Annotated in this window: 27 protein-coding genes; 16 read left to right on the forward strand and 11 right to left on the reverse strand. The window is 66.1% G+C overall.

Annotated elements, in window-relative coordinates; all coding sequences use genetic code 11:
• Positions 1-30 precede the first annotated feature (30 nt).
• The 6 genes from ACK8OU_RS08055 to pheT all read left to right on the forward strand — a co-directional run bounded on the left by ACK8OU_RS08055 (position 31) and on the right by pheT (position 4,942).
• Positions 31-255 carry a hypothetical protein gene (locus ACK8OU_RS08055; protein WP_410302862.1) on the forward strand — a complete coding sequence of 75 codons (225 nt, stop codon included), beginning with the start codon at positions 31-33 and terminating at the stop codon, positions 253-255.
• 139 nt (positions 256-394) lie between these two features.
• A complete protein-coding gene (gene rpmI, locus ACK8OU_RS08060; protein WP_410302863.1) occupies positions 395-595 on the forward strand; it encodes a 50S ribosomal protein L35 in 201 nt (66 codons plus the stop codon).
• Positions 596-610: 15 nt separating this feature from the next.
• Positions 611-970: a 50S ribosomal protein L20 gene (gene rplT, locus ACK8OU_RS08065; RefSeq protein WP_250040264.1), complete on the forward strand. Its 360-nt coding sequence runs from the start codon at positions 611-613 to the stop codon at positions 968-970.
• 140 nt (positions 971-1,110) lie between these two features.
• Positions 1,111-2,184: a phenylalanine--tRNA ligase subunit alpha gene (pheS, locus tag ACK8OU_RS08070; RefSeq protein ID WP_458524349.1), complete on the forward strand. Its 1,074-nt coding sequence runs from the start codon at positions 1,111-1,113 to the stop codon at positions 2,182-2,184.
• The gene (locus tag ACK8OU_RS08075) at positions 2,181-2,537 is read left to right on the forward strand and encodes a DUF2513 domain-containing protein (RefSeq protein WP_410302865.1); all 357 of its coding nucleotides are present in this window, start codon (positions 2,181-2,183) and stop codon (positions 2,535-2,537) included. Before pheS ends, ACK8OU_RS08075 begins: the two co-directional genes overlap by 4 nt.
• Positions 2,534-4,942 (forward strand): phenylalanine--tRNA ligase subunit beta, encoded by a 2,409-nt coding sequence (pheT, locus tag ACK8OU_RS08080; protein WP_410302866.1) that lies wholly within the window; start codon positions 2,534-2,536, stop codon positions 4,940-4,942. The genes ACK8OU_RS08075 and pheT overlap by 4 nt, the downstream gene beginning before the upstream one ends.
• 35 nt (positions 4,943-4,977) lie before the next feature.
• Here the strand turns inward: pheT and ACK8OU_RS08085 are convergent, their stop codons facing one another.
• A complete protein-coding gene (locus tag ACK8OU_RS08085; RefSeq protein ID WP_410302867.1) occupies positions 4,978-5,673 on the reverse strand; it encodes a glutathione S-transferase N-terminal domain-containing protein in 696 nt (231 codons plus the stop codon).
• 128 nt (positions 5,674-5,801) lie between these two features.
• Here ACK8OU_RS08085 and mscL point away from each other — a divergent pair, with 128 nt between their 5' ends.
• Positions 5,802-6,224, forward strand: coding sequence for a large conductance mechanosensitive channel protein MscL (gene mscL / locus ACK8OU_RS08090; RefSeq protein WP_410302868.1), 423 nt, complete (start codon positions 5,802-5,804; stop codon positions 6,222-6,224).
• A 48-nt stretch (positions 6,225-6,272) separates the two neighbouring features.
• Here the strand turns inward: mscL and ald are convergent, their stop codons facing one another.
• Complete coding sequence (ald, locus tag ACK8OU_RS08095; RefSeq protein ID WP_410302869.1) at positions 6,273-7,391, reverse strand: alanine dehydrogenase; 1,119 nt, start codon at positions 7,389-7,391, stop codon at positions 6,273-6,275.
• A 144-nt stretch (positions 7,392-7,535) separates the two neighbouring features.
• Between ald and ACK8OU_RS08100 the strand changes: the two genes are divergently transcribed.
• From ACK8OU_RS08100 to ACK8OU_RS08110, 3 genes are read left to right on the forward strand one after another with little or no spacing between them, the layout of a single operon-like run.
• The gene (locus ACK8OU_RS08100; RefSeq protein ID WP_410302870.1) at positions 7,536-7,994 is read left to right on the forward strand and encodes an Lrp/AsnC family transcriptional regulator; all 459 of its coding nucleotides are present in this window, start codon (positions 7,536-7,538) and stop codon (positions 7,992-7,994) included.
• A 59-nt stretch (positions 7,995-8,053) separates the two neighbouring features.
• Positions 8,054-8,347, forward strand: coding sequence for a hypothetical protein (locus ACK8OU_RS08105; RefSeq protein ID WP_410302871.1), 294 nt, complete (start codon positions 8,054-8,056; stop codon positions 8,345-8,347).
• 29 nt (positions 8,348-8,376) lie between these two features.
• Positions 8,377-10,068 (forward strand): methyl-accepting chemotaxis protein, encoded by a 1,692-nt coding sequence (locus ACK8OU_RS08110; protein ID WP_410302872.1) that lies wholly within the window; start codon positions 8,377-8,379, stop codon positions 10,066-10,068.
• A 268-nt stretch (positions 10,069-10,336) separates the two neighbouring features.
• Here ACK8OU_RS08110 and rpsU read toward each other — a convergent pair whose 3' ends face one another.
• On the reverse strand, positions 10,337-10,543 hold the full coding sequence (gene rpsU, locus ACK8OU_RS08115) for a 30S ribosomal protein S21 (protein ID WP_011748553.1): 207 nt from the start codon (positions 10,541-10,543) through the stop codon (positions 10,337-10,339).
• A gap of 105 nt (positions 10,544-10,648) precedes the next feature.
• Between rpsU and ACK8OU_RS08120 the strand changes: the two genes are divergently transcribed.
• Complete coding sequence (locus ACK8OU_RS08120) at positions 10,649-11,323, forward strand: COQ9 family protein (RefSeq protein WP_410302873.1); 675 nt, start codon at positions 10,649-10,651, stop codon at positions 11,321-11,323.
• Positions 11,320-12,306 (forward strand): NAD(P)H-quinone oxidoreductase, encoded by a 987-nt coding sequence (locus ACK8OU_RS08125; protein ID WP_410302874.1) that lies wholly within the window; start codon positions 11,320-11,322, stop codon positions 12,304-12,306. The genes ACK8OU_RS08120 and ACK8OU_RS08125 overlap by 4 nt, the downstream gene beginning before the upstream one ends.
• Here the strand turns inward: ACK8OU_RS08125 and ACK8OU_RS08130 are convergent, their stop codons facing one another.
• A complete protein-coding gene (locus tag ACK8OU_RS08130) occupies positions 12,307-12,939 on the reverse strand; it encodes a ribonuclease T2 family protein (RefSeq protein ID WP_410302875.1) in 633 nt (210 codons plus the stop codon).
• A 135-nt stretch (positions 12,940-13,074) separates the two neighbouring features.
• Here ACK8OU_RS08130 and ACK8OU_RS08135 point away from each other — a divergent pair, with 135 nt between their 5' ends.
• From ACK8OU_RS08135 to ACK8OU_RS08145, 3 genes are read left to right on the forward strand one after another with little or no spacing between them, the layout of a single operon-like run.
• On the forward strand, positions 13,075-13,836 hold the full coding sequence (locus ACK8OU_RS08135) for a DUF1013 domain-containing protein (RefSeq protein WP_410302876.1): 762 nt from the start codon (positions 13,075-13,077) through the stop codon (positions 13,834-13,836).
• 53 nt (positions 13,837-13,889) lie between these two features.
• Entirely contained in the window at positions 13,890-15,059 is a 1,170-nt protein-coding gene (locus ACK8OU_RS08140) for a glutathionylspermidine synthase family protein (RefSeq protein ID WP_410302877.1), read from the forward strand.
• Positions 15,060-15,070: 11 nt separating this feature from the next.
• Positions 15,071-15,655 carry a DUF1190 domain-containing protein gene (locus ACK8OU_RS08145; RefSeq protein WP_410302878.1) on the forward strand — a complete coding sequence of 195 codons (585 nt, stop codon included), beginning with the start codon at positions 15,071-15,073 and terminating at the stop codon, positions 15,653-15,655.
• Positions 15,656-15,798: 143 nt separating this feature from the next.
• Here the strand turns inward: ACK8OU_RS08145 and ACK8OU_RS08150 are convergent, their stop codons facing one another.
• Entirely contained in the window at positions 15,799-17,277 is a 1,479-nt protein-coding gene (locus ACK8OU_RS08150; RefSeq protein WP_410302879.1) for an NAD-dependent succinate-semialdehyde dehydrogenase, read from the reverse strand.
• A gap of 84 nt (positions 17,278-17,361) precedes the next feature.
• On the opposite strand from ACK8OU_RS08150, the gene ACK8OU_RS08155 reads away from it, so the two are divergent.
• The gene (locus tag ACK8OU_RS08155; RefSeq protein WP_410302880.1) at positions 17,362-18,144 is read left to right on the forward strand and encodes an alpha/beta hydrolase; all 783 of its coding nucleotides are present in this window, start codon (positions 17,362-17,364) and stop codon (positions 18,142-18,144) included.
• Here ACK8OU_RS08155 and ACK8OU_RS08160 read toward each other — a convergent pair.
• The 6 genes from ACK8OU_RS08160 to ACK8OU_RS08185 all read right to left on the reverse strand — a co-directional run bounded on the left by ACK8OU_RS08160 (position 18,134) and on the right by ACK8OU_RS08185 (position 25,002).
• The gene (locus tag ACK8OU_RS08160) at positions 18,134-19,126 is read right to left on the reverse strand and encodes a P1 family peptidase (protein WP_410302881.1); all 993 of its coding nucleotides are present in this window, start codon (positions 19,124-19,126) and stop codon (positions 18,134-18,136) included. The two genes, ACK8OU_RS08155 and ACK8OU_RS08160, sit on opposite strands and share 11 nt — an antisense overlap.
• 99 nt (positions 19,127-19,225) lie before the next feature.
• The gene (locus tag ACK8OU_RS08165; RefSeq protein WP_410302882.1) at positions 19,226-19,963 is read right to left on the reverse strand and encodes a glucose 1-dehydrogenase; all 738 of its coding nucleotides are present in this window, start codon (positions 19,961-19,963) and stop codon (positions 19,226-19,228) included.
• Between the two features lie 155 nt (positions 19,964-20,118).
• A complete protein-coding gene (locus ACK8OU_RS08170; RefSeq protein WP_410302883.1) occupies positions 20,119-21,579 on the reverse strand; it encodes an aldehyde dehydrogenase family protein in 1,461 nt (486 codons plus the stop codon).
• Positions 21,576-23,249 carry an ABC transporter ATP-binding protein gene (locus tag ACK8OU_RS08175; protein ID WP_410302884.1) on the reverse strand — a complete coding sequence of 558 codons (1,674 nt, stop codon included), beginning with the start codon at positions 23,247-23,249 and terminating at the stop codon, positions 21,576-21,578. Before ACK8OU_RS08175 ends, ACK8OU_RS08170 begins: the two co-directional genes overlap by 4 nt.
• On the reverse strand, positions 23,246-24,061 hold the full coding sequence (locus ACK8OU_RS08180; protein ID WP_410302885.1) for an ABC transporter permease: 816 nt from the start codon (positions 24,059-24,061) through the stop codon (positions 23,246-23,248). The genes ACK8OU_RS08175 and ACK8OU_RS08180 overlap by 4 nt, the downstream gene beginning before the upstream one ends.
• Positions 24,058-25,002: an ABC transporter permease gene (locus ACK8OU_RS08185; RefSeq protein WP_410302886.1), complete on the reverse strand. Its 945-nt coding sequence runs from the start codon at positions 25,000-25,002 to the stop codon at positions 24,058-24,060. The genes ACK8OU_RS08180 and ACK8OU_RS08185 overlap by 4 nt, the downstream gene beginning before the upstream one ends.
• Between the last annotated feature and the right edge of the window lie 127 nt (positions 25,003-25,129).

Consider the following 25,129-nt stretch of genomic DNA (forward strand, 5'->3'; position numbering starts at 1 on the left):
CTGCGGTACGATCTGCGGGGGGGGGGCGCGATGACAAGCGACCATGTTCTGGTGATGGGGTTTCTGATTGCCGCCCTGGCAATTCCCGCCGCCATTTCTGCCTTTGCCGACAGCCGCCCGCCCCGGGCGGCCACCATTGCCATCATGGTCGGCGGCGGCATGATCCTGCTGGCGGTGCTGACGCGGCCGGGCGGCTATACCGCCGCCCAGATCCCGGTGGTCTTTGCGCGTGTCCTGGCTGACCTGTGGCGTTGACGCCCCGGCGCTGACCGGCGCGGATTATCCCTTGCCAATCCCGGCGCGCCCGGCTATCAGGCGCGCTCTATGAGCCTGCGCGGCCGGCCGGTGAGGCATGCCGAGTCGCGCAAACACCAACTCGAAAGAGGAGATGGAAATGCCCAAGATGAAGACCAAATCCGCGGCCAAGAAGCGGTTTTCCTTCACCGCCACCGGCAAGGTGAAGTCCGGCGCCGCCGGCAAGCGCCACGGCATGATCAAGCGCACGCCGAAATTCATCCGCGACAGCGCGGGCACGATGGTCCTGGCCGATTGCGACGCCAAGATCGTCAAGAAATACATGCCCTATAACCGCTGATCTGGAGGCTGGACAATGGCACGCGTTAAATCCGGGAAAGTCACCCACGCCGCCCACAAGAAGGTTCTGAAGAAGGCGAAAGGCTATTATTCGGCCCGCTCGCGCAACTTCCGCACCGCAACCCAGGCCGTCGACAAGGCCAATCAGTACGCGACCCGCGACCGCAAGGTGCGCAAGCGGAACTTCCGCGCGCTGTGGATCCAGCGGATCAACGCCGCTGTGCGCGCGTTCGACGCCGAAATGACCTATTCGCGCTTCATCAACCTGCTGGACAAGGCCGGGATTGAGGTGGACCGCAAGGTTCTGGCCGACCTGGCCATCCATGAGCCCGAGGCGTTTGGCGCCATCGTCGAAAAGGCGAAGGCTGCGGCGTAATTCCTGACCGGGAATGCAATTTGAACCCCGCGCTGGCGCCTTGGCCCAGTCGCGGGGTTTTTCTTTGGCCCATGCTTGCAATCGGGGGTTCCTCTGGCTAGCACGGGCGCGACTTTGCAGGAGAGATCGCGATGGACGCGCTGGATGTTCTGAAGGCCAAATATCTGGATGGGATCGCCGCCGCCGCCGATGAGGCGAGCCTTGAGGAAATCCGCCTGGCCGCCCTTGGCAAGAAGGGCGAGATCAGCCTGAAGATGCGCGAACTGGGCCAGATGACGCCCGAGGAACGCCAGACCACCGGCGCCCGCCTGAACCGGCTGAAGGACGAACTTGACGCCGCCCTGCGCGCGCGCAAGACCGCGCTGGCCGATGCCGCGCTGGATGCCCGCCTGGCGACCGAATGGCTGGACGTGACCCTGCCGGGCCGCCCGCGCCCGCGCGGCACCATCCATCCCGTGTCCCAGGTGATGGAGGAAGTCACCGCGATCTTTGCCGACATGGGCTTTGCCGTGGCCGAGGGGCCCCAGGTCGAAAGCGACTGGTATAACTTTGACGCGCTGAACATCGCGCCCGAACACCCCGCGCGGCAGGAACACGACACCTTCTTCATGCACCGCGACGCCGAAGACCCGCGCCCGCCGCATGTGCTGCGCACCCACACCAGCCCGGTGCAGATCCGCGCGATGCAGAAACAGGGCGCGCCGATCCGGGTGATCGCGCCGGGCCGCGTCTACCGCATGGACATGGACCAGACCCACGCGCCGATGTTCCACCAGGTCGAGGGGCTGGCGATCGGCAAGGACATTTCCATGGCCAACCTGAAATGGGTGCTGGAAGAATTCTGCCGCGCCTTCTTTGAGGTGGAAAACGTCGAACTGCGCTTCCGCGCCAGCCACTTCCCCTTTACCGAGCCGTCCGCCGAGGTCGACATCCGCTGTTCTTGGGAAGGCGGCCAGCTGAAGATCGGGCAGGGCGACAGCTGGATGGAAATCCTGGGTTCAGGCATGGTCCACCCCAAGGTGCTGGAATCCGCCGGCGTCGACCCGGCTGAATGGCAGGGCTTTGCCTTCGGCATGGGCATCGATCGTCTGGCGATGCTGAAATACGGCATCCCCGACCTGCGCGCCTTCTTTGAAAGCGACCTGCGCTGGCTGCGGCATTACGGTTTTGCCGCGCTGGACATGCCGACGGTGTTCGGGGGGTTGAGCAGGTGAAGCGAGACGATGATTTCATTCGAACGCTCCTCCTGAGATTCGAGGCAGATCAGGACTGGCTCCAACTTATGACAGGCGACACGTCAGGTGCTAGTCGAGATGAACTTCGGGAACGGTATCATGTTCTCCTGATGATGGATCAAGGGTTAATGGCGCCCGTTGGGCGGTCGACGATGCGCATGACTGCCGCGGGTCATGATTTTCTGGACGCAATTCGCGACCAAGGGATCTGGTCAAAAACCAAGGAAGCAGTCGCAGAAACTGGTGGCAACGCGTCGCTGGAGATATTGAAGTCACTTGCCCTTGGGCTCTTGAAGAAAAAAATCTCCCAACACACGGGGATAGACCTATGAAATTCACCCTCTCCTGGCTGAAAGACCATCTCGACACCGAGGCGAGCCTCGATGAGATCACCGAAGCCCTTACCGATCTTGGCCTTGAGGTCGAAGAGGTCGTGAACCCGGGCGCCAGGCTGGTGCCGTTCACGCTGGCCCGCGTGGTCCATGCCGAACAGCACCCCGACGCCGACAAGCTGCGCGTTTGCCGCGTGGAAACGGATGAAGGCGAAAAGCAGATCGTCTGCGGCGCGCCCAATGCGCGGGCGGGCATCACGGTCGTGCTGTGCAAGCCGGGCGATTATGTGCCGGGTATCGACGTGACGTTGGGCGTGGGCAAGATTCGCGGCGTGGAAAGCCACGGCATGATGGCATCCGAACGCGAACTGGAACTGTCCGACGAACACAACGGTATCATCGAACTGCCCTCGGGGCATGTCGGGCAGAAATTCGTGGACTGGCTGGCCGAAAACCGCCCCGAGGCGGTGGACCCGATGATCCACATCAAGATCACCCCGAACCGCCCCGATGCGCTGGGCGTACGCGGCATTGCCCGTGATCTGGCAGCGCGCGGCCTTGGGCGGCTGAAACCGCTTGAAATCGAGCCGGTGCCGGGCGGGTTCGAAAGCCCGATCAAGGTGCAGATCGACCCGGCCCTGAAGGAAAAGGGCTGCCCGATCTTTGCCGGTCGCCTGATCCGCGGCGTGACCAATGGTCCCAGCCCCGACTGGCTGCAACAGCGGCTGCGGGCGATTGGCCTGCGCCCGATCTCGGCGCTGGTGGATATCACCAACTTCTTCACCTTCGACCTGAACCGTCCGCTGCATGTGTTCGACGCGGCCAAGGTCAAGGGCAACCTGCGCATCCATCCGGCGAAGGGCGGCGAAGAGCTGCTGGCGCTGGACGCCAAGACCTATGCGCTGCGCGACGGCATGATGGTCATTTCCGACGATGAACAGCCGGAATCGCTGGCCGGAATCATGGGGGGCGAGCTGTCGGGCTGTTCCGACGCCACGGTCGATGTGTTCCTGGAAAGCGCCTATTGGGACCCGATCACGATTGCCGCCACGGGCCGCGCGCTGAAGATCAATTCCGACGCGCGCTATCGGTTCGAACGCGGCGTCGACCCGGAGTTTACGCTGCCGGGGCTGGAACTGGCGACCCAGATGGTGCTGGATCTGTGCGGGGGCGAGGCATCAAGCGTGGTGGTCGATGGCGCTGTGCCCGCCAACACCCGCGCCTATCGGCTGGACCCGGCCCGCGTGATCAGCCTGGTCGGCATGGACATCCCCGAGGCCGAACAACGCGCGACGCTGCAGGCGCTGGGATTTGCGCTGAACGGTGACATGGCCACCCCGCCCAGCTGGCGCCCCGATGTTCTGGGCGAGGCCGATCTGGTCGAGGAAGTGGCGCGCATCGCCTCGCTGACGAAACTGGTGGGCAAGCCGCTGGCGCGCGAAACCGTGGGTGTGCCGGCGCCGATCCTGACGCCGATGCAGGTGCGCGAAAAGGCGGCGCGGCGGACGCTGGCGGCGCTGGGGTATAATGAATGCGTGACCTATTCCTTCATCGACGGGGCGGCGGCGGCGCTGTTCGGCGGGGGGCAGGATGCGACGCGGATCGACAATCCGATCAGCAGCGAGATGACCCATATGCGCCCCGACCTGCTGCCCGGCCTGTTGCAGGCCGCGGCGCGCAATCAGGCACGCGGTTTCGCCGATTTCGCGCTGTTTGAGGTCGGCCCCGCCTTTACCGGCGGCGAGCCGGGGGACCAGCATCTGCAGGCCGCGGGGCTGCTGGTGGGACAAGTCGCGCCGCGTGACCCCTATGGCTCGCGTCGCCCCGTGGATGTGTTCGACGCCAAGGCCGATGCCGAGGCGGTGCTGGCCGCGATCGGCGCGCCGGCCAAGGTGCAGGTCAATCGCAAGGCCACCGGCTGGTGGCATCCGGGCCGGTCGGGGGTGATGGCGCTGGGTCCGAAGGCGCTGGCCGTGTTCGGCGAGATGCATCCGCGTGTCTTGCGCGAAATGGGCGTGAAGGGGCCGGCGGTTGCCTTCACGATCTGGCCGGAAAACGCGCCCTTCCCGAAGGTCAGGATGCCCACGCGCCCCGCGCTGGCATTGTCGGACCTGCAGGCGGTGGACCGCGACTTTGCCTTTGTCGTGGACGCCCGGGTCGAGGCGCTGACGGCGGTCAACGCCGCCGCCGGTGCCGACAAGGTGCTGATCGAAACGGTCCGCGTCTTTGACCAGTTCACCGGCGACAAGGCCGAGGCGCAGATGGGCCCGGGCAAGAAGTCGATCGCCCTGACGGTGCGGCTGCAGCCGCGCGACAAGACGCTGACCGATGCCGAGATCGAGGCGGTTTCCGCCAGGATCGTCGAAAAGGTGACCAAGGCCACCGGCGGCACGCTGCGCGGCTGATGCCAGAAAAGGCCCCCGAACGGGGGCCTTTCGCCCTAATCCCGGCTGGGAATGGTCAGCCCCCGCTGCACCGCGGGCCGCGCCAGGAACCGGTCAAGCCAGGCTGGCGCATGGCGCAGATCATCCCAGCCGACCAGATCGCCGGCCTTGTAGAAATCGCGCAGCGTCCGCAGCCAGGGGCAGATGGCGATATCGGCGATGGAATAGTCCCCGGCGATCCAGTCGCGCCCTTCCAGCGCGCCATCAAGCACCTTCAAAAGCCGCGCCACCTCGGCGCGGTAGCGGTCCTTGGGGCGGGGGTCTTCAATCTCTTTGCCGGCAAAAGCGTGGAAAAAGCCCAGCTGACCGAACATCGGCCCGACACCGCCCATCTGGAACATCAGCCACTGCAGAATCTCATACCGGTTCTGTTGCGGCAAAAGCCGGCCGGTCTTTTCCGCCAGATAGATCAGGATCGCGCCGCTTTCGAACAACGGCAGCGGTTTGCCGCCCGGCCCGTCGGGGTCGATGATCGCGGGGATCTTGTTGTTGGGGTTCAGCGACAGGAACTCGGGTGTCATCTGGTCATTGCTGTCGAAGCGCACCAGATGCGGGTCATAAGGCAGGCCCAGTTCTTCCAGCATGATCGACACCTTGACCCCGTTCGGCGTCGGCAGGGAATAGAGCTGAATCGCGCCGGGTGTGACGGGCGGCCAGCGGCGGGTGATCGGAAAGGCGGACAGATCGGTCATCGGGGGCTCCTGACTGGTTTGGGGTCAGGAAGCCTGAAAATCCCGCCTGTTGAAAGCTGCAATTGCGCGCAGCCCATGTTAGGCTGCACACAGGCGCCCGAAAACGGGCGCGCATTTCGGGGGCAGAGATGATTAACGAATTCAAGAATTTCATCGCCAAGGGCAATGTCATGGACATGGCCGTCGGCATCATCATTGGCGCGGCGTTCACGGCGATCGTCACTTCGCTTGTGTCCGATCTGATCAATCCGATCATCGGCCTGATCACCGGCGGAATGGATTTTTCCAACCTGTTCGTCAACCTTGGCGAGGGGGAGTTCACCAGCCTTGCCGCCGCGCGTGAGGCGGGGGCCCCGGTCTTCGCCTATGGCGCCTTCATCACCGCGGTGATCAACTTTCTGATTGTCGCCTTCGTGGTCTTTTTGCTGGTGAAGATGGTGAACCGGATCAAGGACGCCGCCATCAAGAAGGAAGAGCAGGCCCCGGCCGCGCCTGCGGGCCCGACCGAGCTTGACGTGCTGATGGAAATCCGCGACGCGCTGAAGAAATAAGCGCCCGGCCTGGCCCGGCCCGGGCACAGGGCCGGACCCTCGCCGGGGTCAGGGCACGAGCGCCTCTTGCGCGCTGACGTGGGGCAGGCCCAGCGCCTCGGCCACGGCCGGATGGGTAATCTGGCCCGCATGAACGTTCAGCCCCGCCAGAAGGTGCGGATCATCGGCGCATGCCTGTCGCCAGCCCTTGTCGGCGATGGCCAGAAGAAAGGGCAGGGTGGCGTTGCCCAGCGCCAGGGTTGAACTGCGCGCCACCGCGCCGGGCATGTTGCCGACACAATAATGCACGATCCCGTCCACCTCGTAGATCGGGTCCTGATGCGTGGTCGGGTGCGAGGTTTCAAAGCAGCCGCCCTGATCGATCGCCACGTCCACCAGCACCGCGCCGGGCTTCATCGTCGCAAGCATCGCGCGCGTCACCAGCCTGGGTGTCGCGGCCCCGGGGATCAGCACCGCGCCGATCACCAGGTCCGATTCCGCCAGAAGTTCGGCCATCAGCCCCGCGCTGGAAAAGCCGGTGCGGAATTCGCGGCCATGAAGGTCATCCAGATGACGCAGCCGCGGCAGGGATCGGTCCAGCACCGTCACGTCGGCGCCCATTCCGGCCGCGATGCGCGCCGCATGCGTGCCCACGACCCCGCCGCCGATCACCAGCACCCGCGCGGGCAAAACCCCCGGCACACCGCCCAGCAGAACGCCGCGCCCGCCATTGACCTTTTGCAGTGCCCAGGCCCCGACCTGCGGCGCCAACCGCCCGGCGACCTCGGACATCGGTGCCAGCAACGGCAGGCCCCCGGCCCGGTCGGTCACCGTTTCATAGGCGATGCAGGTCGCGCCCGCGGCCATCAGGTCGCGGGTCTGGCCCGGATCGGGCGCCAGATGCAGATAGGTGAACAGAACCTGCCCCGGGCGCAGCAGCCGCCGTTCGCCCGGCTGCGGTTCCTTGACCTTTACCACAATGTCCGCCTCGGCAAAGATCGCCTCGGCGGTGTGCAGGATGCGCGCCCCGGCGGCGATGTAATCGGCATCGGCAAAACCCGCGCCCAGGCCCGCACCGCTTTGCACCATCACCTCATGGCCCCGCGCCACCGCATCGAGAACCGCATGTGGTGTCAGGCCTACGCGGAATTCCTGTGGCTTGATCTCTTTCGGGCAGCCGATCTTCATGTTTGCTCCGTTTCGTAGCGGGTGTTTCCGGCCGCCATGATGGCGTAAGCCCGGGAAGCCCCGGCATTTCGCTGGCGTCATGACGATCTTGAATGATAAAACTTACCTGAATTTCAACGAAACGCTGAAGAAAATTGCGCGACCATGCAACTTGACGCGACAGACCGCCGTATTCTTGCCGCTTTGCAAAAGGCCGGGCGCATATCGAACGCCGAGCTTGCGGACCGTGTGAACCTGTCCGCCTCGGCCTGCCACCGCCGGGTGCAACGGCTTGAGGATGAGGGCTTCATCCGCGATTATGTGGCGCTTCTGGATGCGCGCAAGCTGAACCGGCCCACGACGGTGTTCGTCGAAATAACGCTGTCAGGTCAGGCGGATGAGGTTCTTGATGCCTTTGAACGCGAGGTACGCAAGATCCCTGATGTCCTGGAATGCCATCTGATGGCGGGGTCTGCCGATTACCTGCTGAAGGTCGTGGCCGAGGATACCGAGGATTTCGCCCGCATCCATCGCGCCCATCTGGCGCGGTTGCCCGGCGTCGCGCAGATGCAAAGTTCGTTCGCGCTGCGCACCGTGTTCAAGACGACGGCCCTGCCGCTCTGACAGGTGTTAGGCCCATCTTAGGAAACGCGCGCTAAGCCTTGGCCGATGGAGGCCGGGCGATGCGACTTGAAACCCTGATGATTCTTCTGGCCGTGCTGTCCGGCCCGGCGGCGGCCCTGTCCGCGGCCCGGCCGGATGGTGATGGACCTTACCTTGTCGTCATCCCGCCCTGGCGCGCGCCAGAGGCTGTGATCCGACGTGCCGGTGGCTGGCCGATTGGCCCCACCGATCCGCCGCTTGCCACCCTTGCGGCAGGGAATGCCCCCGATTTCGTGGCGCGTCTGCGATCCGTCGGCGCCTGGCTTGTTCTTGACCAGGCCAAGATGTCCTGGATTTGCGGAGACCCGACATGAGCGTTCAAGACCCTGGTCAAGGGGAAGGCATGAAACCCGAAATTCGCTTGCTGTCGATCGGCGTGGTCATCCTGGCTGTCGTGGTCACGGCTGTGGCGTTCCGGGTGGCATCTGCCCCCTGGGTCGCCAGCATGACCGCCGCGACCTTCGCCGCCGCCGCGGTCCTTGGCGGGCGATATGCCGCCGCCGCCAGCGCCGCCTCGATCGTCGGGCTTGGCCTGATGGGGCAGGCGGTGGCGCTGACCGCCGCGCTGAACGGCCATCCCTGGCAGATCGACAGCCACATGGTCTTCTTTGCGCTGATGGCCGTTCTGGTGGTACTGGTCGATGTGCGGGCCATTCTTCTGGGGGCGGGCATGATCCTGGTGCACCATCTGGTGTTAGGTGTCGTCATGCCGCAGTTGACCTATCCCGACACCGACATCTTCGCCAATGTCGTGCGGTCACTGTTTCACGGGCTTGTCGTGGGGGTCGAAGCTGCCATTCTGGTGGTCGCGGTGCGCAACCGACAGCAGATGACAGCGACACTCCGGGCACGGCTGCAAGAGGTCGCCGTTGCATCCGAGGCTGCCGAATCCGCGCGGCAGCAGGCCGAGGCCGGCCTGCGCGAGGCGCGGGAACAAAAGGCTGCGGTCGAACGTGCCGCCGCCGAAGCCGAAAGCCTGCGCCGGGACGCGGTCGAGAAGGCGCAGGCCGCGATGCAGGCCAATGCCGCGGCCCTTGATGCAGAACAACGGCTGGCAGCGGAACGTTCGGCCACGGTCGCGGCGCAGGCCCGGATCGTCAAGATCCTGAAGGCGGCCCTGCAGCATCTGTCGCAGGGGGATCTGTCGGTGCGTCTGGATGCGATCGAGGATGCCGAGTACCGGACCCTGGCGCGCGATTTCAACCTGGCGGTCGATCAGTTGGCGCAGGCCATCTCAGCCGCGCTTGGCTATTCCGGCGATATCCGGGCCCAGATCGGGGAAATCAACGGGGCAACCCAAAGCCTGTCCCATCACAGCGAACGGCAGGCGGTGACGCTGGCTAATACTGCGGCGGCGATCAATGAGCTGACCGTTTCGGTGCAATCGGCGGCCATGGTGGCTGCCGAAGCGGCGACTGCGGCGGGCCAGGCGGAAAGCGTTGCGCGTGAAAGTGCCGAGGTGGTCGCCGCCTCGATCCGGGCCATGGATGAGATCGAGAAAAGTTCGGGCAAGATTGCACGGATCACCTCGGTCATCGACGACATCGCGTTCCAGACCAACCTGCTGGCACTGAATGCCGGGGTCGAGGCCGCGCGCGCGGGTGAGGCTGGCCGGGGCTTTGCCGTCGTCGCCTCCGAGGTGCGGGATCTGGCGCAGCGGTCCTCGGCCTCTGCGCGCGAGATCAGCGGGTTGATCAGCGCGTCTGAGGCGCAGGTGCGCAACGGCGTAGAGCTTGTGAACAAGACGGTTGCCTCGCTTGACCGAATCGTCAGCGCCGTCGAACAGATCAGCGGACGGGTCGCGGAAATCGCCCGCTCGGCCAGGGAACAATCCTCTGCCATCACCGATATCAACGGCGCGGTCGAGCAGCTGGATCACGTTACCCAGCAGAATGTCGCGATGTTTGAGGAAACCTCTGCCGCGACCCAGACGCTTGACACCATGGCCGAAGAACTTCGCCGGTCGATGTCGCTGTTCCGTATCGGGGGGGATTCTGGCGCCAGCTGGCCCGACGCGCTGCGCAAGACCGGCTGACCTATATGCCACGGGGCCCGCGCCCGCCTTTGGCGAATGGGCGGGCGGCACCCGGCGGTGCCTGCGGAAGCGGCTTGCGCCGATGAACCGGGCACCTGCGGATCCCCGCTTTCTTTCACGCGCTTGACAGCGTCGGGCCCGGGCGATTTTCGGGGCACCCAAAGAAAGCCCGGTCATGGAAAAACCCCCGATGGCTTGGCCACGGGGGTTGATCGATGCGGGCGGACCCGCCAGCTGTTCCAGTCGCCTGAAACGCGCGGTGAAGGGCTTAAAGAGCGCCTTCGCGCTGGGCCTTCTTGCGTGCCAGTTTACGGGCACGGCGAACGGCCTCGGCCTTTTCGCGCGCTTTCTTGACAGAAGGCTTTTCGAAATGCTGCTTGAGCTTCATTTCACGGAAAACCCCCTCGCGCTGAAGTTTCTTCTTCAGAGCACGAAGCGCCTGTTCGACGTTGTTGTCGCGAACGCTGACCTGCATGTGGTGTCACCACCTTCCTAAGTTAGAGTTGCATGCGGTTGCAGGAAGCGGCCATATAGCAAAGGCGCGGCCGCTTGTCTACCACTGTGCGTGAAGGGAAATACCATGAAAAACGACCGATTGGATGTGGATCGCACGCGCAGCGACCTGTTGCAGGCGATCCTGCCCCATGTTCCGTTCGATGGCTGGTCTGCGCCGGCTTTTGATGCGGCTGTCCGGGATGCGGGCCTTGATGCCGGGCTTGCGCGGGTGATCTGCCCGCGCGGCGCGGTGGATCTTGCGGTTGCCTATCACCGGTCGGGGGATCACGGGATGGAATCCGCGCTTGCCGCGACCGATCTTGGCGGGCTGCGGTTCCGCGACAGGGTCGCGATGGCGCTGCGACTGCGGCTGGAGGCCGCGGACCCGGAACTGGTGCGGCGCGGCGCGGCGCTGTTCGCCCTGCCACAACATGCGCTGACCGGCGCGCGTCTGATCTGGGAAACGGCGGATGCGGTCTGGCGGGCGCTGGGTGACAGCAGCGAGGATTACAACTGGTACACCAAGCGGGCGACGCTTTCGGCGGTCTATTCCGCGACCGTTCTGTTCTGGCTGGCCGATGAAAGTGAAGGGCATGCCGATACCTGGGCCTTTCTGGATCGCCGGATCGCGGATGTGATGCAGTTCGAAAAGATCAAGGGCAAGCTGCCCGGCCTTGCCAGCGCGCTGGGCGGCATCCGCGCACCATCGGCGGCCAGGGATTTGCCGGGATCTGTGCTGAATACGGGGGGGCGGGTGTGATGATGCCGGAACAGATGCGCGTAGTGGAAATCGCTGGTGCGGGCGGCCCCGAGGTGCTGCGCCCCGCGGTGCGGCCGGTTCCGGTGCCCGGTGCCGGGGAAATCCTGATCGAGGTGCATTATGCGGGCGTCAACCGTCCCGATGCCCTGCAACGCGCCGGGACCTACAAGGTGCCGCCCGGCGCGTCGGATTTGCCGGGGCTTGAGGCGGCGGGCCGTGTCGCCGCCATTGGCCCCGGCGTCAGTGGCTGGGCCGTTGGCGATCGGGTCTGCGCGTTGTTGCCTGGCGGCGGCTATGCCGAATATGCCACCTGTCCGGCCACCCATGCGCTGCCCGTTCCCGACGGGATCGACCTGAAATCGGCCGCCTGCCTGCCAGAAACCTGTTTCACTGTCTGGTCCAATGTGGTGATGCGCGGTGGGCTGAAGGCGGGCGAGCGGTTTTTGGTGCATGGCGGGTCTTCGGGTATCGGCACCACGGCGATCCAGATCGCCAGGGCGCTTGGCGCGCGGGTCTTTGCCACCGCCGGAACGGCCGAGAAATGCGCGGCCTGCGAAGCGCTTGGCGCCACCGCGATCAACTATCGGCAGGCCGATTTCGTCGATGTCCTGCGTGCCCAGGGCGGCGCGAACCTGATCCTGGACATGGTCGGCGGCAGCTATATTTCGCGCGATATCAAGGCGCTGGCCGATGACGGGCGGCTGGTCTTCATCGCCTTCCTGGAAAGCCCCAAGGCCGAGATCAACTTTGCCCAGGTCATGTTGCACCGCCTGACGATCACCGGATCAACGCTGCGCCCGCAATCCGCCGCGGCCAAGGCGGGTATCGCGGCGGAACTGCGCGCCCACGTCTGGCCGATGGTGCAGGCCGGCACGCTGCGCGTGGTGCATGACAGCGAATTCCCGCTGGATCAGGCCGCCGCCGCCCATGCGCGCATGGAAAGCAGCGCCCATATCGGCAAGATCGTGTTGCGGGTGCGCTGATCAGCGCACCGCCTCCATCAGGGCATCGCCCATCCGGCAATCGCGGATCGTGTCCGTGCCGCAGGGGCGGGGGGTCAGGTCGCGGGTCAGGCAGATCCGTGCCTCCTGGATGCGGCCCCGGTCACAGGTGATGGTAATCATGTTGCGTGACAGCCCCGGGTTCGCCTCGATGAAGGCGTCCTCGACGACGCTGACGGGCAGTTTTACATCGCGATTCAGGCGGGCAAATACCTCGGGGATGACGATGCTGTCATAGGCGGCGCGGGCGGCCGCGAAATAGCCGTCTGCCGACAGGCCGGTGCAACGGCCGTGTTTCTTCCACTGATGCCAGGCCAGCCCTGCCGATCCCATGATATCGGCCATTGCGGCGGTTTGCGCGCGCGTGGGGTCGCGTTCCCCGCTGCGGCAGTAGGACGGCCAGCCAAGGTCATGTTGCGGCCAAAGCCCGTGCAGGACAAAGCTGTGATCGTGGCGCGGGTGGCACTGATCCTCACCACGGGCATCGCCGGTGGTGGCGCACCAGCCGGGCGACCAGGACAGTGCCAGAAGGTAATAGTCGAAATCGCCGGCCCGTTCGCCCTCGGCCCAGGCGGGCAGGGCCAGCATCAGCGCCACAAGGGCGGCTCGGATCATTTTCTCTTTCCTCCGGTCACGTTCGGCACTATATAGCCACACAATTCCCCTTCCGAAATGGACCGCGACCGAGGGAGGCACCCGGGGTCGCAGCCGATTTCACGGCACGGGAGAGATTTGTAAAGGATGGCTCCGATGACGAACAAGCCCCTGATGGCCAAGGCGACCGCGGTCTGGCTGGTGGACAATACGACGCTGACCTTCAAGCAGATCGCGGATTTCTGCGGCATGCATGAACTGGAGGTGCAGGGCATCGCCGATGGCGACGTGGCGGCAGGGGTGAAGGGGTTCGATCCGGTCGGTTCGAACCAGCTGGATCCGAAAGAGATTGAAAAGGGTGAGAAAGACCCCCTTTACAAGCTGCGCCTGAAATACAACCCCGCCTCGGCGGGCGAGGACAAGCGCCGCGGCCCGCGCTACACCCCCCTGTCCAAGCGCCAGGACCGTCCCAACGCGATCCTGTGGCTGGTCAAGTTTCACCCCGAACTGGCCGATGCACAGATCGCCCGCCTGGTGGGCACCACCAAGCCCACGATTCAGTCGATCCGCGAACGCACGCATTGGAACATCGCCAGCATGACCCCGATCGACCCGGTCGCGCTGGGCCTGTGCCGGCAGTCCGAACTGGATGCCGAGGTGCAGAAGGCCGCCAAGAAGAAGGCTGCCGAAGGCGGGCTGATGACCGATGATGAACGGCGCAAGCTGGTCTCGACCGAGCAAAGCCTGGCGATGGGCACCGAACCGCGCCTGCCTACCGCGATCCAGGGGCTGGAAAACTTCACGCTGGGCACCCCCGAGGAGGAAGAAGCCAATCCGCGCGACTTCTCGGATGCAGACAGCTTCTTCAACCTGCCCGATGCCGAAGAGGGCGAGGACGAAGACGAAGACAACCGCTAAGCGGCACTGGCCCGGGTGTCCGCGCCCGGGCCATCTTGCGGGAAGGGATGGATATGCGCAGGATTGCCCTGCCCGAACGGCCGGACTGGCGCGACCAGGCCAGGGAATTGGGTTTCACCTTTGCCGACATGTATGGTGAACCCTACTGGGATGAAACCTCGGCCTATGAATTCACGCTGGATCAGATCGAGCGTGACATCGAGGACCCGGCCACCGACCTGCATGCCCTGACGCGCGAGGCGGTGGACCGGATCGTGGCCTCCGAGGCGCTGATGGCACGGATGGAAATTCCGCGCCCGCATTGGGATCTGGTCGCCGACAGCTGGCGGGCGGGTGAACCCGAACTTTATGGCCGGATGGATCTGGCCTATGATGGGCAGGGTCCGGCCAAGCTTCTGGAATATAACGCCGATACGCCGACCGCGCTTTATGAAAGCGCCGCGTTCCAATGGCTCTGGCTGGAACAGCAACTGGCGGCGGGCGTCCTGCCCGAGGGGGCCGATCAGTTCAACGGCATTCATGAGGCCCTGGTGACCCGCTTTGCCGAGATTTTCACCAAAGGGACCGAGGTGCATTTTGCCGCCATGGCGAACCAGCCCGAGGATTACGCCACGGTCGAGGCCTTGGCCTGGGCCGCGCGCGAGGCGGGGCTGGGCGCGCATTACACCGACCTGGAACAGATCGGCCTGACGACCGGGGGCCAGTTCGCCGATGCCGACAGCCGCGTGATCGGATCGCTGTTCAAGCTCTACCCCTGGGAAGACCTGTTGCGCGACGATTTCGCCGCCCATGTCGTGCCCTCGGGCTGCCGTTTTGTGGAACCTGCCTGGAAGGCGCTGGTGTCGAACAAGGCGATCCTGCCGATGCTGTGGCAGATGTTCCCGGGCCACCCCAACCTGCTGCCCGCGGTGTTCGAGGCCGATCTGGCCAGCGCCGACGCCACACTGTTCGCCAGTCGCGTGATCAAGCCCGTCTTTTCGCGCGAAGGCGCCTCGGTCGAGATCCACGCGGAAGGCCAGATCATCGAAGCCGCCGGCGACACGACCTATGGCGGTGCGCGCATCGTGCAGGCCTATCAGCCCCTGCCGGTCCTGGATGGCTTTCGCCCGGTGATCGGCGCCTGGATTGTCGGGCAGGGCTGCGTGGGCATCGGCCTGCGCGAAGACCGCAGCCGCATCACCCAGAACCTGTCGCGGTTCAAACCGCATTACATCCTGCCCTGAAGGAGGACGCGATGAGGAAACGTTCGAAATCCGTGGCAATCGCCCTGCTGGGCGCGGCTGCCTTCGGGCTGTCGGCCTGCAAGGAACAGGAAACAGACGCGCGCGCCTTCCCGGATGCGCAAAGCTGCAAGGCCGCCGCGCGCGAAAATGACTTCTTCTTTTCCGAGGCCGATTGCGACACGGCTTTCGCCGAGGCCCTGGCCAGCCATCTGGAAACCGCGCCGCGCTATGAAAGCCTTGACCTGTGCGAGGCCGAACATGGCGAGGGCGCTTGCGGCGGCGATCCGGCGGCGCAGGCCCAGGGCGGCGGGGGCTTTTCCGTCCTGCCCTTGCTCGCGGGCTACATGCTCGGCTCGATGCTGGGCGGCGGGCGCGGGGTGATGAGCCAGCCCCTAGTCAAGACAGGCGATGGCCGTTTTGCTACCCCCGGCGGCACCGCGATCAGTTCCAACACGGCATCGGGCAAGCTGTCCACAAACGCCTTCGCCAAGGCCCCCGCGACCATCGGCAAGCCACCCATGACCCGCGCCGATGTGGCAAGCCGCGGCGGCTTTGGCAAGACGGCTAGTGCGCGCGGCACCTCGGTCGGTGGCTAGACGGTGACCGCTCAGGGGGGGCGCTGCCCCCCGTCCTGCGGACTCCCCCCGGAGTATTTTGACCAAGAAGAAACAGGATCGTGTTATCTTCTTCTTGGTCAAAATACTCCGGGGGTGCGGGGGCAGGGCCCCCGCGCGGCGGATCAGATCGACAGGCAGATGTATTTCATTTCCAGATAATCCTCGGCCCCGTGGTGCGACCCTTCGCGCCCCAGCCCCGATTGCTTGACCCCGCCAAACGGCGCCACCTCGGTCGAGATGATTCCGGTGTTGACCCCCACGATGCCGTATTCCAGCCCTTCCTGTACGCGGGTGATGCGGCCGATATCGCGGGCGTAGAAATAGCTGGCGAGGCCAAAGATCGTGGCATTGGCCTTTTCGATCACCTCTTCCTCGGTTTCGAACCGGAACAGGGGGGCCAGCGGGCCAAAGGTTTCCTCGTTCGTGACCAGCATCTCATCGGTGACATTGGCGACGACGGTGGGTTCAAAGAACGACCCGCCCAGTTCATGGCGTTTGCCGCCGGTGACGATTTCGCCGCCCTTGGCCAGTGCGTCATGGATATGTTCCTCGACCTTTTCCACCGCGGCCATGTTGACCAGCGGGCCGGTGGTCACGCCCTCTTTCAGCCCGTCGCCGACCTTCAGCCTGGCCACTGCCGCCGCCAGTTTTGCCGCAAAGGCGTCATAGACCCTTGCCTGCACATAGATGCGGTTGGCGCAGACGCAGGTCTGGCCGTTGTTGCGGAACTTGGACGCCATTGCCCCTTCCACGGCTGCATCCAGATCGGCATCGTCGAAGACGATGAAGGGCGCGTTGCCGCCCAGCTCCATCGAGCATTTCATCACCTGATCGGCCGCCTGCCGCATCAGGATGCGCCCCACCTCGGTTGAGCCGGTGAAGGTCAGCTTGCGCACGGTGGGGTTTTCGCAGAATTCCTTGCCGATGTCCGACGACCGCCTTGAGGTGATGACCGAGAAGATCCCCTTGGGCAGCCCCGCGCGTTCCCCCAGCACCGCCAGTGCCAGCGCCGACAGTGGCGTTTCCGCCGCGGGCCGCGCGACAAAGCCGCAGCCTACCGCCAGCGCCGGGCCGCATTTGCGCGTTATCATCGCATTGGGAAAGTTCCATGGCGTGATCGAGCCCACCACGCCGATCGGCTGCTTGATCACCGTGATGCGTTTGTCGCGCATGTGGCCGGGGATGGTTTCGCCGTAAATGCGCTTGGCCTCTTCGCCGAACCATTCGATGAAGCTGGCGCCATAGGCGATCTCGCCCTTGGCCTCGGCCAGCGGCTTGCCCATTTCGGCGGTCAGGATCGCGCCCAGATCGTCCTGGTTTTCCATCATCAGTTCAAACCAGCGGCGCATCACCGCGGCGCGTTCCTTGCCGGTGCGCGCGGCCCAGTCCTTCATTGCGATCCGCGCCGCTTCGATCGCACGGGCGGTCTCGGCGCGGCCAAGGTTGGGCACCTCGCAGATCACATCGCCGCGCGCGGGGTTGGTGACGGCAAAGGTCGACCCGTCGTCGGCCGCGATCCATGCGCCGGCAACATAGGCGCGCGTCGCCAGCAACGTCGGGTCTTTCAGCAGCGATCGCAGATCGGTCGCGGTATCAAGCATGATGTCCTCCCTCCCTGGGTATGGTAGGAAGGAACCATGCGGTGGGGGCAAAGTCCATCCCGGCAGCCGTACAGAGGGGGGACGATGACCACAGATCTGGATGATGCCTATGCCAATGCGGCCCATATTCCGGATGGCGCAGCCTATCCGGCGCGCTGGCGGGCGGCGTCAGGGGTATTTTGCGCGGCCCACCCGCCCCGGCGGATCGTCTATGGCCGTGCCGCGCGCGAATGGGCCTGGTTTTGGCAACCCGCAGGGGGCGCGCGGGGTCTGGCGGTGATCGTGCATGGGGGGTATTGGTTGCGCTTCTCGCCCGAGGATTTTGCGCATCTTGCGGCGGGTGCGCTGGCGGCGGGCTGGGCGGTGGCGGTGCCGGCCTATACGCTGGCCCCACAGGCGCGGCTGGCCGGGATCACGCAGCAGCTTGGCGCGGCGGTTGCGGTGTTATCCGAACAGGTTGCGGGGCCGATCCATCTGGCGGGGCATTCGGCCGGTGGCCACCTGGTCGCGCGGCTGGCCTGCGAAGATTCGCCCCTGCCTGCGGCTGTGGCCGCCCGCATCGCGCGTGTGGTTCCGATCTCGCCGCTGTCGGATCTGGCGCCGCTGATGCGGACCATGATGAATGCCGATTTGCGGATCGATGCGGCCGAGGCACGGGCCGAAAGCCCGCTGCATCTGCGCCCCCGCCCGGGGCAGGCAGTGCATGTCTGGGTTGGCGGGGCTGAACGCCCGGCCTTCCTGGATCAGGCTCGCTGGCTGGCTGAGGCCTGGGCCTGCCCGCTGACGATCGATACCGGGCGGCATCATTTCGATGTGATCGCCGGGCTGGAACATTCCTCGCCGCTGCTGTCGGCCTTCATCGGCTGAACCGCGCCCGCCAGGCCGGTTGCAGATCTCCGGGCATCGGCGTGGCGGCGTGAACCGCCCGCGCGATGGCCCGGGCCAGACAGCAGGCAGCAGCATGGCCCAGCGCAAAGGACCCGGCCAGCGGGTCGGCCAGGGGCCTCGCGCCGGTGGCCACGGCAAAGACCAGATCGCCATCCAGCGGCGTGTGGCTGGGCACGATCGCGCGCGCCATGCCGTCATGCGCGGCCACCGCCATGCGCTGGGCCTGTGCCTGTGTCAGGGCGGCATCCGTGGCGACAATGGCGATCGTCGTCGCTTCGCCCATCCGTTTCGCGGGTGGGGGCTCATGCCCCGGCGGGGGGGCGGTTCCGGGCCCAAGCCCGCCGAATTCGCCCGCCATTTCCCAGGGCGCGGCCCAGAACTGCGGCCCTTCGCCCATCACCACCGATCCCAGCGCATTGACCGCGACCAGCGCCCCGACCGTCACCCCGCTGTCCAGAACCGCCGAGGCGGACCCCAGCCCCCCCTTCAGATTTCCCGTCAGCGCGCCGTAACCCGCGCCAACCGACCCGATCGCGAAATCCGGGCGCGCGTCTTTCAGCGCCTCCCGGCCCAGCCGCCCATAGGGATTTTCCGTCCAGCCCTTGTCGCCACCATTGAGCAGATCGAACAGGATCGCACCCGGCACGATCGGTACGCGCATATCCCCCACGGCAAAGCCCCGCCCCATGGCGCGCAGCCCCCCGGCAACGCCCGAGGCCGCGTCCAGCCCGAACGCCGATCCGCCCGACAGAACCAGCGCGTCCACCTCTTGCACCAGCCGGTCCGGCGCCAGAAGGTCGGTTTCGCGCGTGCCGGGGGCACCGCCCATCACATGAACCGCCGCCGTGAAGGGACGGGCGCCCGCAAGCACCGTGGCCCCGCTGCGCAGGTCCCCGTCCTGCGCATTGCCGACCAGAAGACCCTCGACATCGGTGATCAGGTTGCGCCTGCCGGGCTTCATTTCTTGTCCTTTCATCTTGCCACAAATACCTCGGGGGGGGCGTTGCGGCCCCCGTCAAGGGGGCTGCAACGCCGGGGGGCAGCGCCCCCCCGGGCGCCCTCAGATGCAGCGTCCGCCATCGACCTCCAGCGCAACGCCCGTCACCATCGAGGCCTCATCAGAACACAGGTATAGCGCCGCCGCCGCCATATCTTCGGGCGTCGAAAACCGGCCGATCGGAATGCTTGACAGGAACTTTGCCCGCATGTCCGGCGTGTCCTCACCCATGAAGGATTTCAGCAGGGGCGTTTCGCCGGCGACCGGATTGATGGCGTTGACGCGCACACCGAAGGGCGCCAGTTCCACCGCCATCGCGCGCGTCGCGGTGATCATCCAGCCCTTCGAGGCATTGTACCAGCAAAGCCGCGGGCGCGGGCTGACCCCGGCGGTCGAGGCGACATTCAGGATCGCGCCGCGCCCGGCCGCCTTCATCATCGGCACGATGTGGCGCGTGGTCAGAAAGACCGATTTCGCGTTCACGGCAAGCACCCGGTCGAATTCGGCCTCGGCAACATCTTCCATCGGTTGCGGCAGGTGCGTGATACCGGCGTTGTTCACCAGAATGTCCAGCCCGCCCCATCTGTCGGCCGCAGCCCGGGCCATCGCGGCCACATCCGCATCGCGGCTGACGTCCACGGTCCAGGCGAGCCCGCCGATCTCATTGGCAAGCGCCTGCGCGGCGGGGCTGATGTCGGCCACCATGACCTGCGCGCCTTCGGCGGCAAAGCGCCGCGCGATCCCGGCCCCGAACCCCGAGGCCCCGCCGGTCACGATCGCCGTCTTGTCCTTCAACCGCATCTGCAATGTCCTTCGCTGTTTACGGCAGAGTGTCAGAATTTCGCCGTGAGGCAAGCACTGCCGCCGGGCGGGGGGCGCTGCCCCCCGGGCCTTGCCGCGCCCGTGCGGGGCGCGCCAAGGCCTCCCCCCGGGATATTTGGACAAAGCCGAAAGGGTCAGCCGTGCCAGGCAGCGACGGTCTTGAGGGTTGAAAACCCGTACAGCGCCTCAAAGCCCTTTTCGCGGCCGTGGCCGGATTTTCCGGTGCCGCCAAAGGGCAACTCGACCCCGCCGCCCGCGCCATAGTTGTTCAGATAGACTTGCCCCGCCCGCAGCCTGTGTGCCAGCCGCATCTGGCGGGCGCCATTTTCCGACCAGACGGCGGCGACCAGGCCATAGTCGGTGCCATTGGCGATGGCCACAGCCTCGTCTTCGTCATCGAAGGGGATGATCACCTGCGCGGGGCCAAAGATTTCCTCTTGCGCCAGCCGGTGATCGGGGCGTACGTCGGCCAGCAGGCGGGGGGCGACGTAATGGCCGCCCGGCGGGGCATCGGCCTCGATCCTGCCGATCGCGGCAACGCTCAGGTCACCGGCCAGCGCCAGGTAGCCTTCCACAACCGCCTTCTGACGCGCCGAGATCAGGGGTCCCAGGTCAAGATCGGACAGTGCGGGTCCCACCCGCAGCCTGGCATAGCTTGCGGCCATGCGCTCGACCACCTCGGCATGGCGCTTGCGTTCCACCAGAATGCGCGCACTGGCCGAACAGGTCTGGCCTGCATTCTGCACCCCCGCGTTCACCAGAAAGGGCAGGGCGCGATCAAGATCGGCATCGGCAAAGACCAGTTGCGGCGACTTGCCGCCAAGTTCCAGCGTGACCGGCACCACATTGCGGGCGGCGGCGGACTGGATCCGGATGCCGACGCCGACCGATCCGGTAAAGCTGATGTGGTTGACACCGGGGTGGGCGGCCAGCGCGGCGCCGGCTTCCTCGCCCAGGCCCGGGATCACATTCAGCGCGCCGGCGGGCAGCCCGGCCTCAACCGCGATGCGGGCAAAGGCCAGCGCGGTCAGGCTTGCCTCTTCGGCGGGTTTCAGTACCGCCGCATTGCCCATGGCCAGCGCCGCGCCCACGGAACGGCCAATGATCTGCATCGGATAGTTCCAGGGCACGATATGGGCGGTCACGCCATGCGGTTCGCGCAGGGTATAGGCGGTGTAGCCGGGTTGATAGGGGATCGTATGGCCCATCACCTTGTCGGCGGCGCCGGCGTAGAATTCCATGTAGCGCGCCAGCGCCAGTGCATCGGCCCGTGCCTGTGCCAGCGGCTTGCCGACATCCAGCGATTCCAGAACCGCCAGCGCCTCGGCCCGGTCGCTGACGATCTGCCCGATCCGGGCCAGGATGCGGCCACGCCGGACCGCACCCAGACGGCCCCAGTCGCCCGAGAGCGCAGCCCGTGCCGCGGTGACGGCCTCATCGACAGTGGCGGCATCGGCCCGGGCGATCTGGCCGATGATCTGCCCGGTCGAAGGGTTCTCGACCGGCAGATGCCGATCGCAGGGGCGCCAGTGCCCCCCGATCAGCAGTTCGGCGGGATTGAACCAGAGCGTCTGGCGCAGAAGTTCTTGGGTCATGGGCTTTGCTCCAGCCAGGCGGGGGGGATGCGCGGGGTCGCGGCCAGAAGCCGTTGCGTATAGGCATGTTTGGGGGTGGTGAGGACGGCCTCGGTCGGACCGGCCTCGACGATGCGGCCTGCCTGCATCACCAGCACCCGCGATGTCACCTGCCGCACGACCGACAGGTCATGCGAGATGAACAGGTAAGACAGCCGGTGGCTGTCGCGCAGGCGGGCAAGCAGATCAAGCACCTGCAGGCGAACCTGCACATCCAGCGCCGAGACGGCTTCATCCAGAACAATCAGCGCGGGGCGGATGATCAGCGCACGGGCGATGGCGATGCGCTGACGCTGGCCGCCGGAAAAGGCGTGGATGTATTTGCGCCCGTCATCGGGCGTCAGCCCCACCTCGCGCAGGCTTTCGGCGACGCGGTCTCGCCAGTCGGCCGGGCGTCCGGTCAGATGGAAGGGCTCGGCAATCAGTCGCTCGACCCGGTGGCGGGGGTTGAAACTGCCGTAAGGGTCCTGAAACACGACCTGCACCTGCGCGCGTTGCGGCCCCGGCATCAAGGGTCCGACAGCGTGCCCGGCCAGCCGGATCTGCCCGCCCTGCAAGGGATCAAGCCCCAGGATCGCGCGGGTCAGCGTCGACTTGCCACAGCCCGATTCCCCTACCAGGCCCAGGCTTTCGCCGGCCTGCAGGCAGAAGCTGACATCTGCCAGCGCCTGCAGTTCGGGGTGGGGGGCAAAGGGGGCGGGGCGCGCAAGCCGATAGATGCGTCGGGCGCGATCCACGACCAGAAGCGGCGCGCCCTCCTGTGCCGGGGAATTTGAGTATTTTTGCCAAGAAGAAGACCCTGCCGTTTCTTCTTGGTCCAAATACTCATGATCCGTCGGCGGGGCCGGGGGCGTGGGCGGTGGTCTGCGCGGGGCAGAGGCCGCGAACAGCGCGGCGGTATAGGGATGGGAGCGGGTGCGGAACAGGGCTTCGGTCGGGCCGGTTTCCACGATGCGGCCCGATTTCATCACCGCGACGCGATTGGCCATGCCCGCCACGACGGCCAGGTCATGGGTGATCAGCATCAGGGCCATGCCCTTTTCGGCGGCCAGATCGCGCAGAAGGTCCAGGATCTGCGCCTGGGTTGTCACATCCAGTGCCGTTGTGGGTTCATCCGCGATCAGAAGCCGGGGGCCTGCCGCGATGGCCAGCGCGATGGCGACGCGCTGGCGTTGCCCGCCGGACAGTTCATGTGGGTAAAGGGTCAGCGGAAAGCGGGATTCGGGCAGGCCGACGCGGTCCAGCCGGTCGCGCGCGATCGCCAGCGCCCCGGTCCGGGGCATGGCCTTGTGCACCCGCAGCGTTTCGGCGACCTGATCGCCGATGGTCATCAGCGGGTTCAGCGCGGTCATAGGTTCCTGAAAGATCATCCCGATCCGGTTGCCGCGCAGGGCGCACAGGGCGCGTTCGGGCAGCGACAGCAGATCCTGGCCTTCAAGGACGACGCGGCCGGCGGCGCGGGCGCCCTGGGGCAGCAGGCCGATGGCGGCCAGCGCGGTCATCGACTTGCCTGATCCGCTTTCACCGACGACGCCCAGCGTTTCCCCGGGCGCAATCGTCAGTGAGATTTCTGACAGGACCGGCGTGGACCCGATGTGGACCGACAGATCCTGAATTGACAGCAGCGTCATGCAAGCCGCCCCCGCAGCCGGGGGTCAAGCGCATCGCGCAGACCATCGCCCAGCAGGTTCAGCCCCAGCACCGTGACCACGATCGCAAGCCCGGGTGCCAGTGCCACATGGGGGGCCAGCGTCACCATCGTCTGCGCCTCGGCCAGCATCCGGCCCCAGCTGGGCGTGGGCGGCTGGGCACCCAGGCCCACATAGCTCAGCCCCGCCTCGGCCAGAACGCCCAGCGAGAACTGGATCGTGCCCTGCACGATCAGCAGGTTGGCGATGTTGGGCAGGATGTGTTCGCCCGAAATCCGCGCCCGCCCCTTGCCCGCCACCTGTGCTGCGCGGATGTAATCCAGCGTCCACAGGCTGAGCGCGCCGGCGCGGGCCACGCGGGCGAAGACGGGGATGTTGAAGATGCCGATGGCGATGATCGCATTGGTGGCCGAGGGGCCGAAGACGGCGGTGATCAGGATGGCGATCACAAGGCTGGGAAAGGCAAAGATCAGGTCGTTGCCGCGCATGATCAGCTCATCGGGCCAGCTGCCGCGCCGGGCCGCGGCGGTCAGGCCAAGCGGCACGCCCAGGCCCATGCCGATGCCCACCGCCACCAGCGCCACCGCCAGCGAGGTGCGCGCCCCCGACATCAGCATCGAGGCGATGTCGCGCCCGAAATGATCGGTGCCCGCCCAATGCGCCAGCGATGGCGGCTGCAGGCGTTGCGCGATGGCCATCCGGGTCACGTCATGCGGGGTCCAGACCAGCGACAGCAGGGCCGCGGCCAGGGCTGCAAGGCACAGTGCGGTGCCAAGGATCAGGGCGGGTCTCATGCGCGGTGCCTTAGTCTTGGGTCGATCGCGGCATAGGCCAGATCGGTCAGGAAGGTCACAAGGATCACCGCCAGCACAAGGATCATCACCACCGATTCCACCACGATCAGGTCGCGCTGGGTGATCGCCTGAAAGATCAGACGCCCAAGGCCGGGCAGGTAGAACACATTCTCGATGATGATCGCGCCCGCCAGCAGGAAGGAAAACTGCATGCCCAGGATGGTCAGCACCGGGATCAGGGCGTTGCGGAAGGCATGGCGGGTCAGCGCGCGGCCCTGGCTGAGGCCCTTGGCGCGGGCGGTGCGGATGTAATCCTGGCCCATCGTTTCAATCAGCGCGGATCGCAGTACACGCGCCAGGATCGCGGCCTGTGGCAGCGCCAGTGCCACCGCAGGCAGCACCAGCGCGCGCAGGGCGGCCAGGGGATCGGCCCAGCCCGGAAAGCCGCCGGCCGGGAACAGCCGCCATTGCACCGCGAAGACCAGCACCAGCAGCATCGCGAACCAGAAGTTCGGCACCGCGATGCCCAGCTGGGTGGCCCCGATCACCGCCGCATCCGCCGCCCGCCCGCGCCGCGCCGCCGCCAGAAGCCCTGTCGGCAGCGCCAGCGCCGTCGACAGCGCCAGCGCCAGCGCCGCAAGCGGCAGCGACACCGCCAGCCGGTCGGCGACCAGATCCGCCACCGGCACCTTGTAGGTATAGGAAACCCCGAAATCGCCGCGCAGCATGCCGCCCAGCCATGACAGGTAGCGCGCGGGCAGCGACTGGTTCAGGCCCAGCGTCTCACGCAGGGCCGCCACCGTATCGGGGCTTGCGTTCAGGCCCAGCATATAGGCCGCCGGATCGCCCGGGATCACCTCGATCATGGCAAAGATGACAAGGCTGGCCACGATCAGGCTTGTCGCGAGCGACAGGGCGCGGTTGATCAGATAGCGCGTCATCGGGTCCCCCTTCCGGCGAAGGCTGGCCCGGCGCGCGCCCGTGGTCAAGGTGTGCAACTGGCCGGGCGGCAAGGTTTTTTCGCGCGCCGGGGGAACCTTTGCGCCCCGGCAGGGTTGACGGGCCATG

The sequence above is a fragment of the Pontitalea aquivivens genome, from assembly GCF_046507575.1.
In the GTDB taxonomy this organism is placed as follows: Bacteria; Pseudomonadota; Alphaproteobacteria; order Rhodobacterales; family Rhodobacteraceae; genus Pontitalea; species Pontitalea aquivivens.

Bases quoted from the DNA above. Each gene is read 5' to 3' on its own strand.
- ACK8OU_RS08150 (WP_410302879.1), bottom strand. From the start codon at position 17,277: ATGCTTGATACCGCGACCGATCTGCGATCGCTGCTGAAAGACCCGACG.
- ACK8OU_RS08135 (WP_410302876.1), top strand. From the start codon at position 13,075: ATGACGAACAAGCCCCTGATGGCCAAGGCGACCGCGGTCTGGCTGGTG.
- ACK8OU_RS08160 (WP_410302881.1), bottom strand. From the start codon at position 19,126: ATGAAGCCCGGCAGGCGCAACCTGATCACCGATGTCGAGGGTCTTCTG.
- ACK8OU_RS08130 (WP_410302875.1), bottom strand. From the start codon at position 12,939: ATGATCCGAGCCGCCCTTGTGGCGCTGATGCTGGCCCTGCCCGCCTGG.
- rpmI (WP_410302863.1), top strand. From the start codon at position 395: ATGCCCAAGATGAAGACCAAATCCGCGGCCAAGAAGCGGTTTTCCTTC.
- ACK8OU_RS08175 (WP_410302884.1), bottom strand. From the start codon at position 23,249: ATGACGCTGCTGTCAATTCAGGATCTGTCGGTCCACATCGGGTCCACG.
- ald (WP_410302869.1), bottom strand. From the start codon at position 7,391: ATGAAGATCGGCTGCCCGAAAGAGATCAAGCCACAGGAATTCCGCGTA.
- ACK8OU_RS08085 (WP_410302867.1), bottom strand. From the start codon at position 5,673: ATGACCGATCTGTCCGCCTTTCCGATCACCCGCCGCTGGCCGCCCGTC.
- mscL (WP_410302868.1), top strand. From the start codon at position 5,802: ATGATTAACGAATTCAAGAATTTCATCGCCAAGGGCAATGTCATGGAC.
- ACK8OU_RS08185 (WP_410302886.1), bottom strand. From the start codon at position 25,002: ATGACGCGCTATCTGATCAACCGCGCCCTGTCGCTCGCGACAAGCCTG.
- ACK8OU_RS08110 (WP_410302872.1), top strand. From the start codon at position 8,377: ATGAAACCCGAAATTCGCTTGCTGTCGATCGGCGTGGTCATCCTGGCT.
- ACK8OU_RS08170 (WP_410302883.1), bottom strand. From the start codon at position 21,579: ATGACCCAAGAACTTCTGCGCCAGACGCTCTGGTTCAATCCCGCCGAA.
- rpsU (WP_011748553.1), bottom strand. From the start codon at position 10,543: ATGCAGGTCAGCGTTCGCGACAACAACGTCGAACAGGCGCTTCGTGCT.
- rplT (WP_250040264.1), top strand. From the start codon at position 611: ATGGCACGCGTTAAATCCGGGAAAGTCACCCACGCCGCCCACAAGAAG.
- ACK8OU_RS08155 (WP_410302880.1), top strand. From the start codon at position 17,362: ATGACCACAGATCTGGATGATGCCTATGCCAATGCGGCCCATATTCCG.
- ACK8OU_RS08055 (WP_410302862.1), top strand. From the start codon at position 31: ATGACAAGCGACCATGTTCTGGTGATGGGGTTTCTGATTGCCGCCCTG.
- ACK8OU_RS08140 (WP_410302877.1), top strand. From the start codon at position 13,890: ATGCGCAGGATTGCCCTGCCCGAACGGCCGGACTGGCGCGACCAGGCC.
- pheT (WP_410302866.1), top strand. From the start codon at position 2,534: ATGAAATTCACCCTCTCCTGGCTGAAAGACCATCTCGACACCGAGGCG.
- ACK8OU_RS08105 (WP_410302871.1), top strand. From the start codon at position 8,054: ATGCGACTTGAAACCCTGATGATTCTTCTGGCCGTGCTGTCCGGCCCG.
- ACK8OU_RS08120 (WP_410302873.1), top strand. From the start codon at position 10,649: ATGAAAAACGACCGATTGGATGTGGATCGCACGCGCAGCGACCTGTTG.
- ACK8OU_RS08180 (WP_410302885.1), bottom strand. From the start codon at position 24,061: ATGAGACCCGCCCTGATCCTTGGCACCGCACTGTGCCTTGCAGCCCTG.
- ACK8OU_RS08145 (WP_410302878.1), top strand. From the start codon at position 15,071: ATGAGGAAACGTTCGAAATCCGTGGCAATCGCCCTGCTGGGCGCGGCT.
- ACK8OU_RS08165 (WP_410302882.1), bottom strand. From the start codon at position 19,963: ATGCGGTTGAAGGACAAGACGGCGATCGTGACCGGCGGGGCCTCGGGG.
- ACK8OU_RS08100 (WP_410302870.1), top strand. From the start codon at position 7,536: ATGCAACTTGACGCGACAGACCGCCGTATTCTTGCCGCTTTGCAAAAG.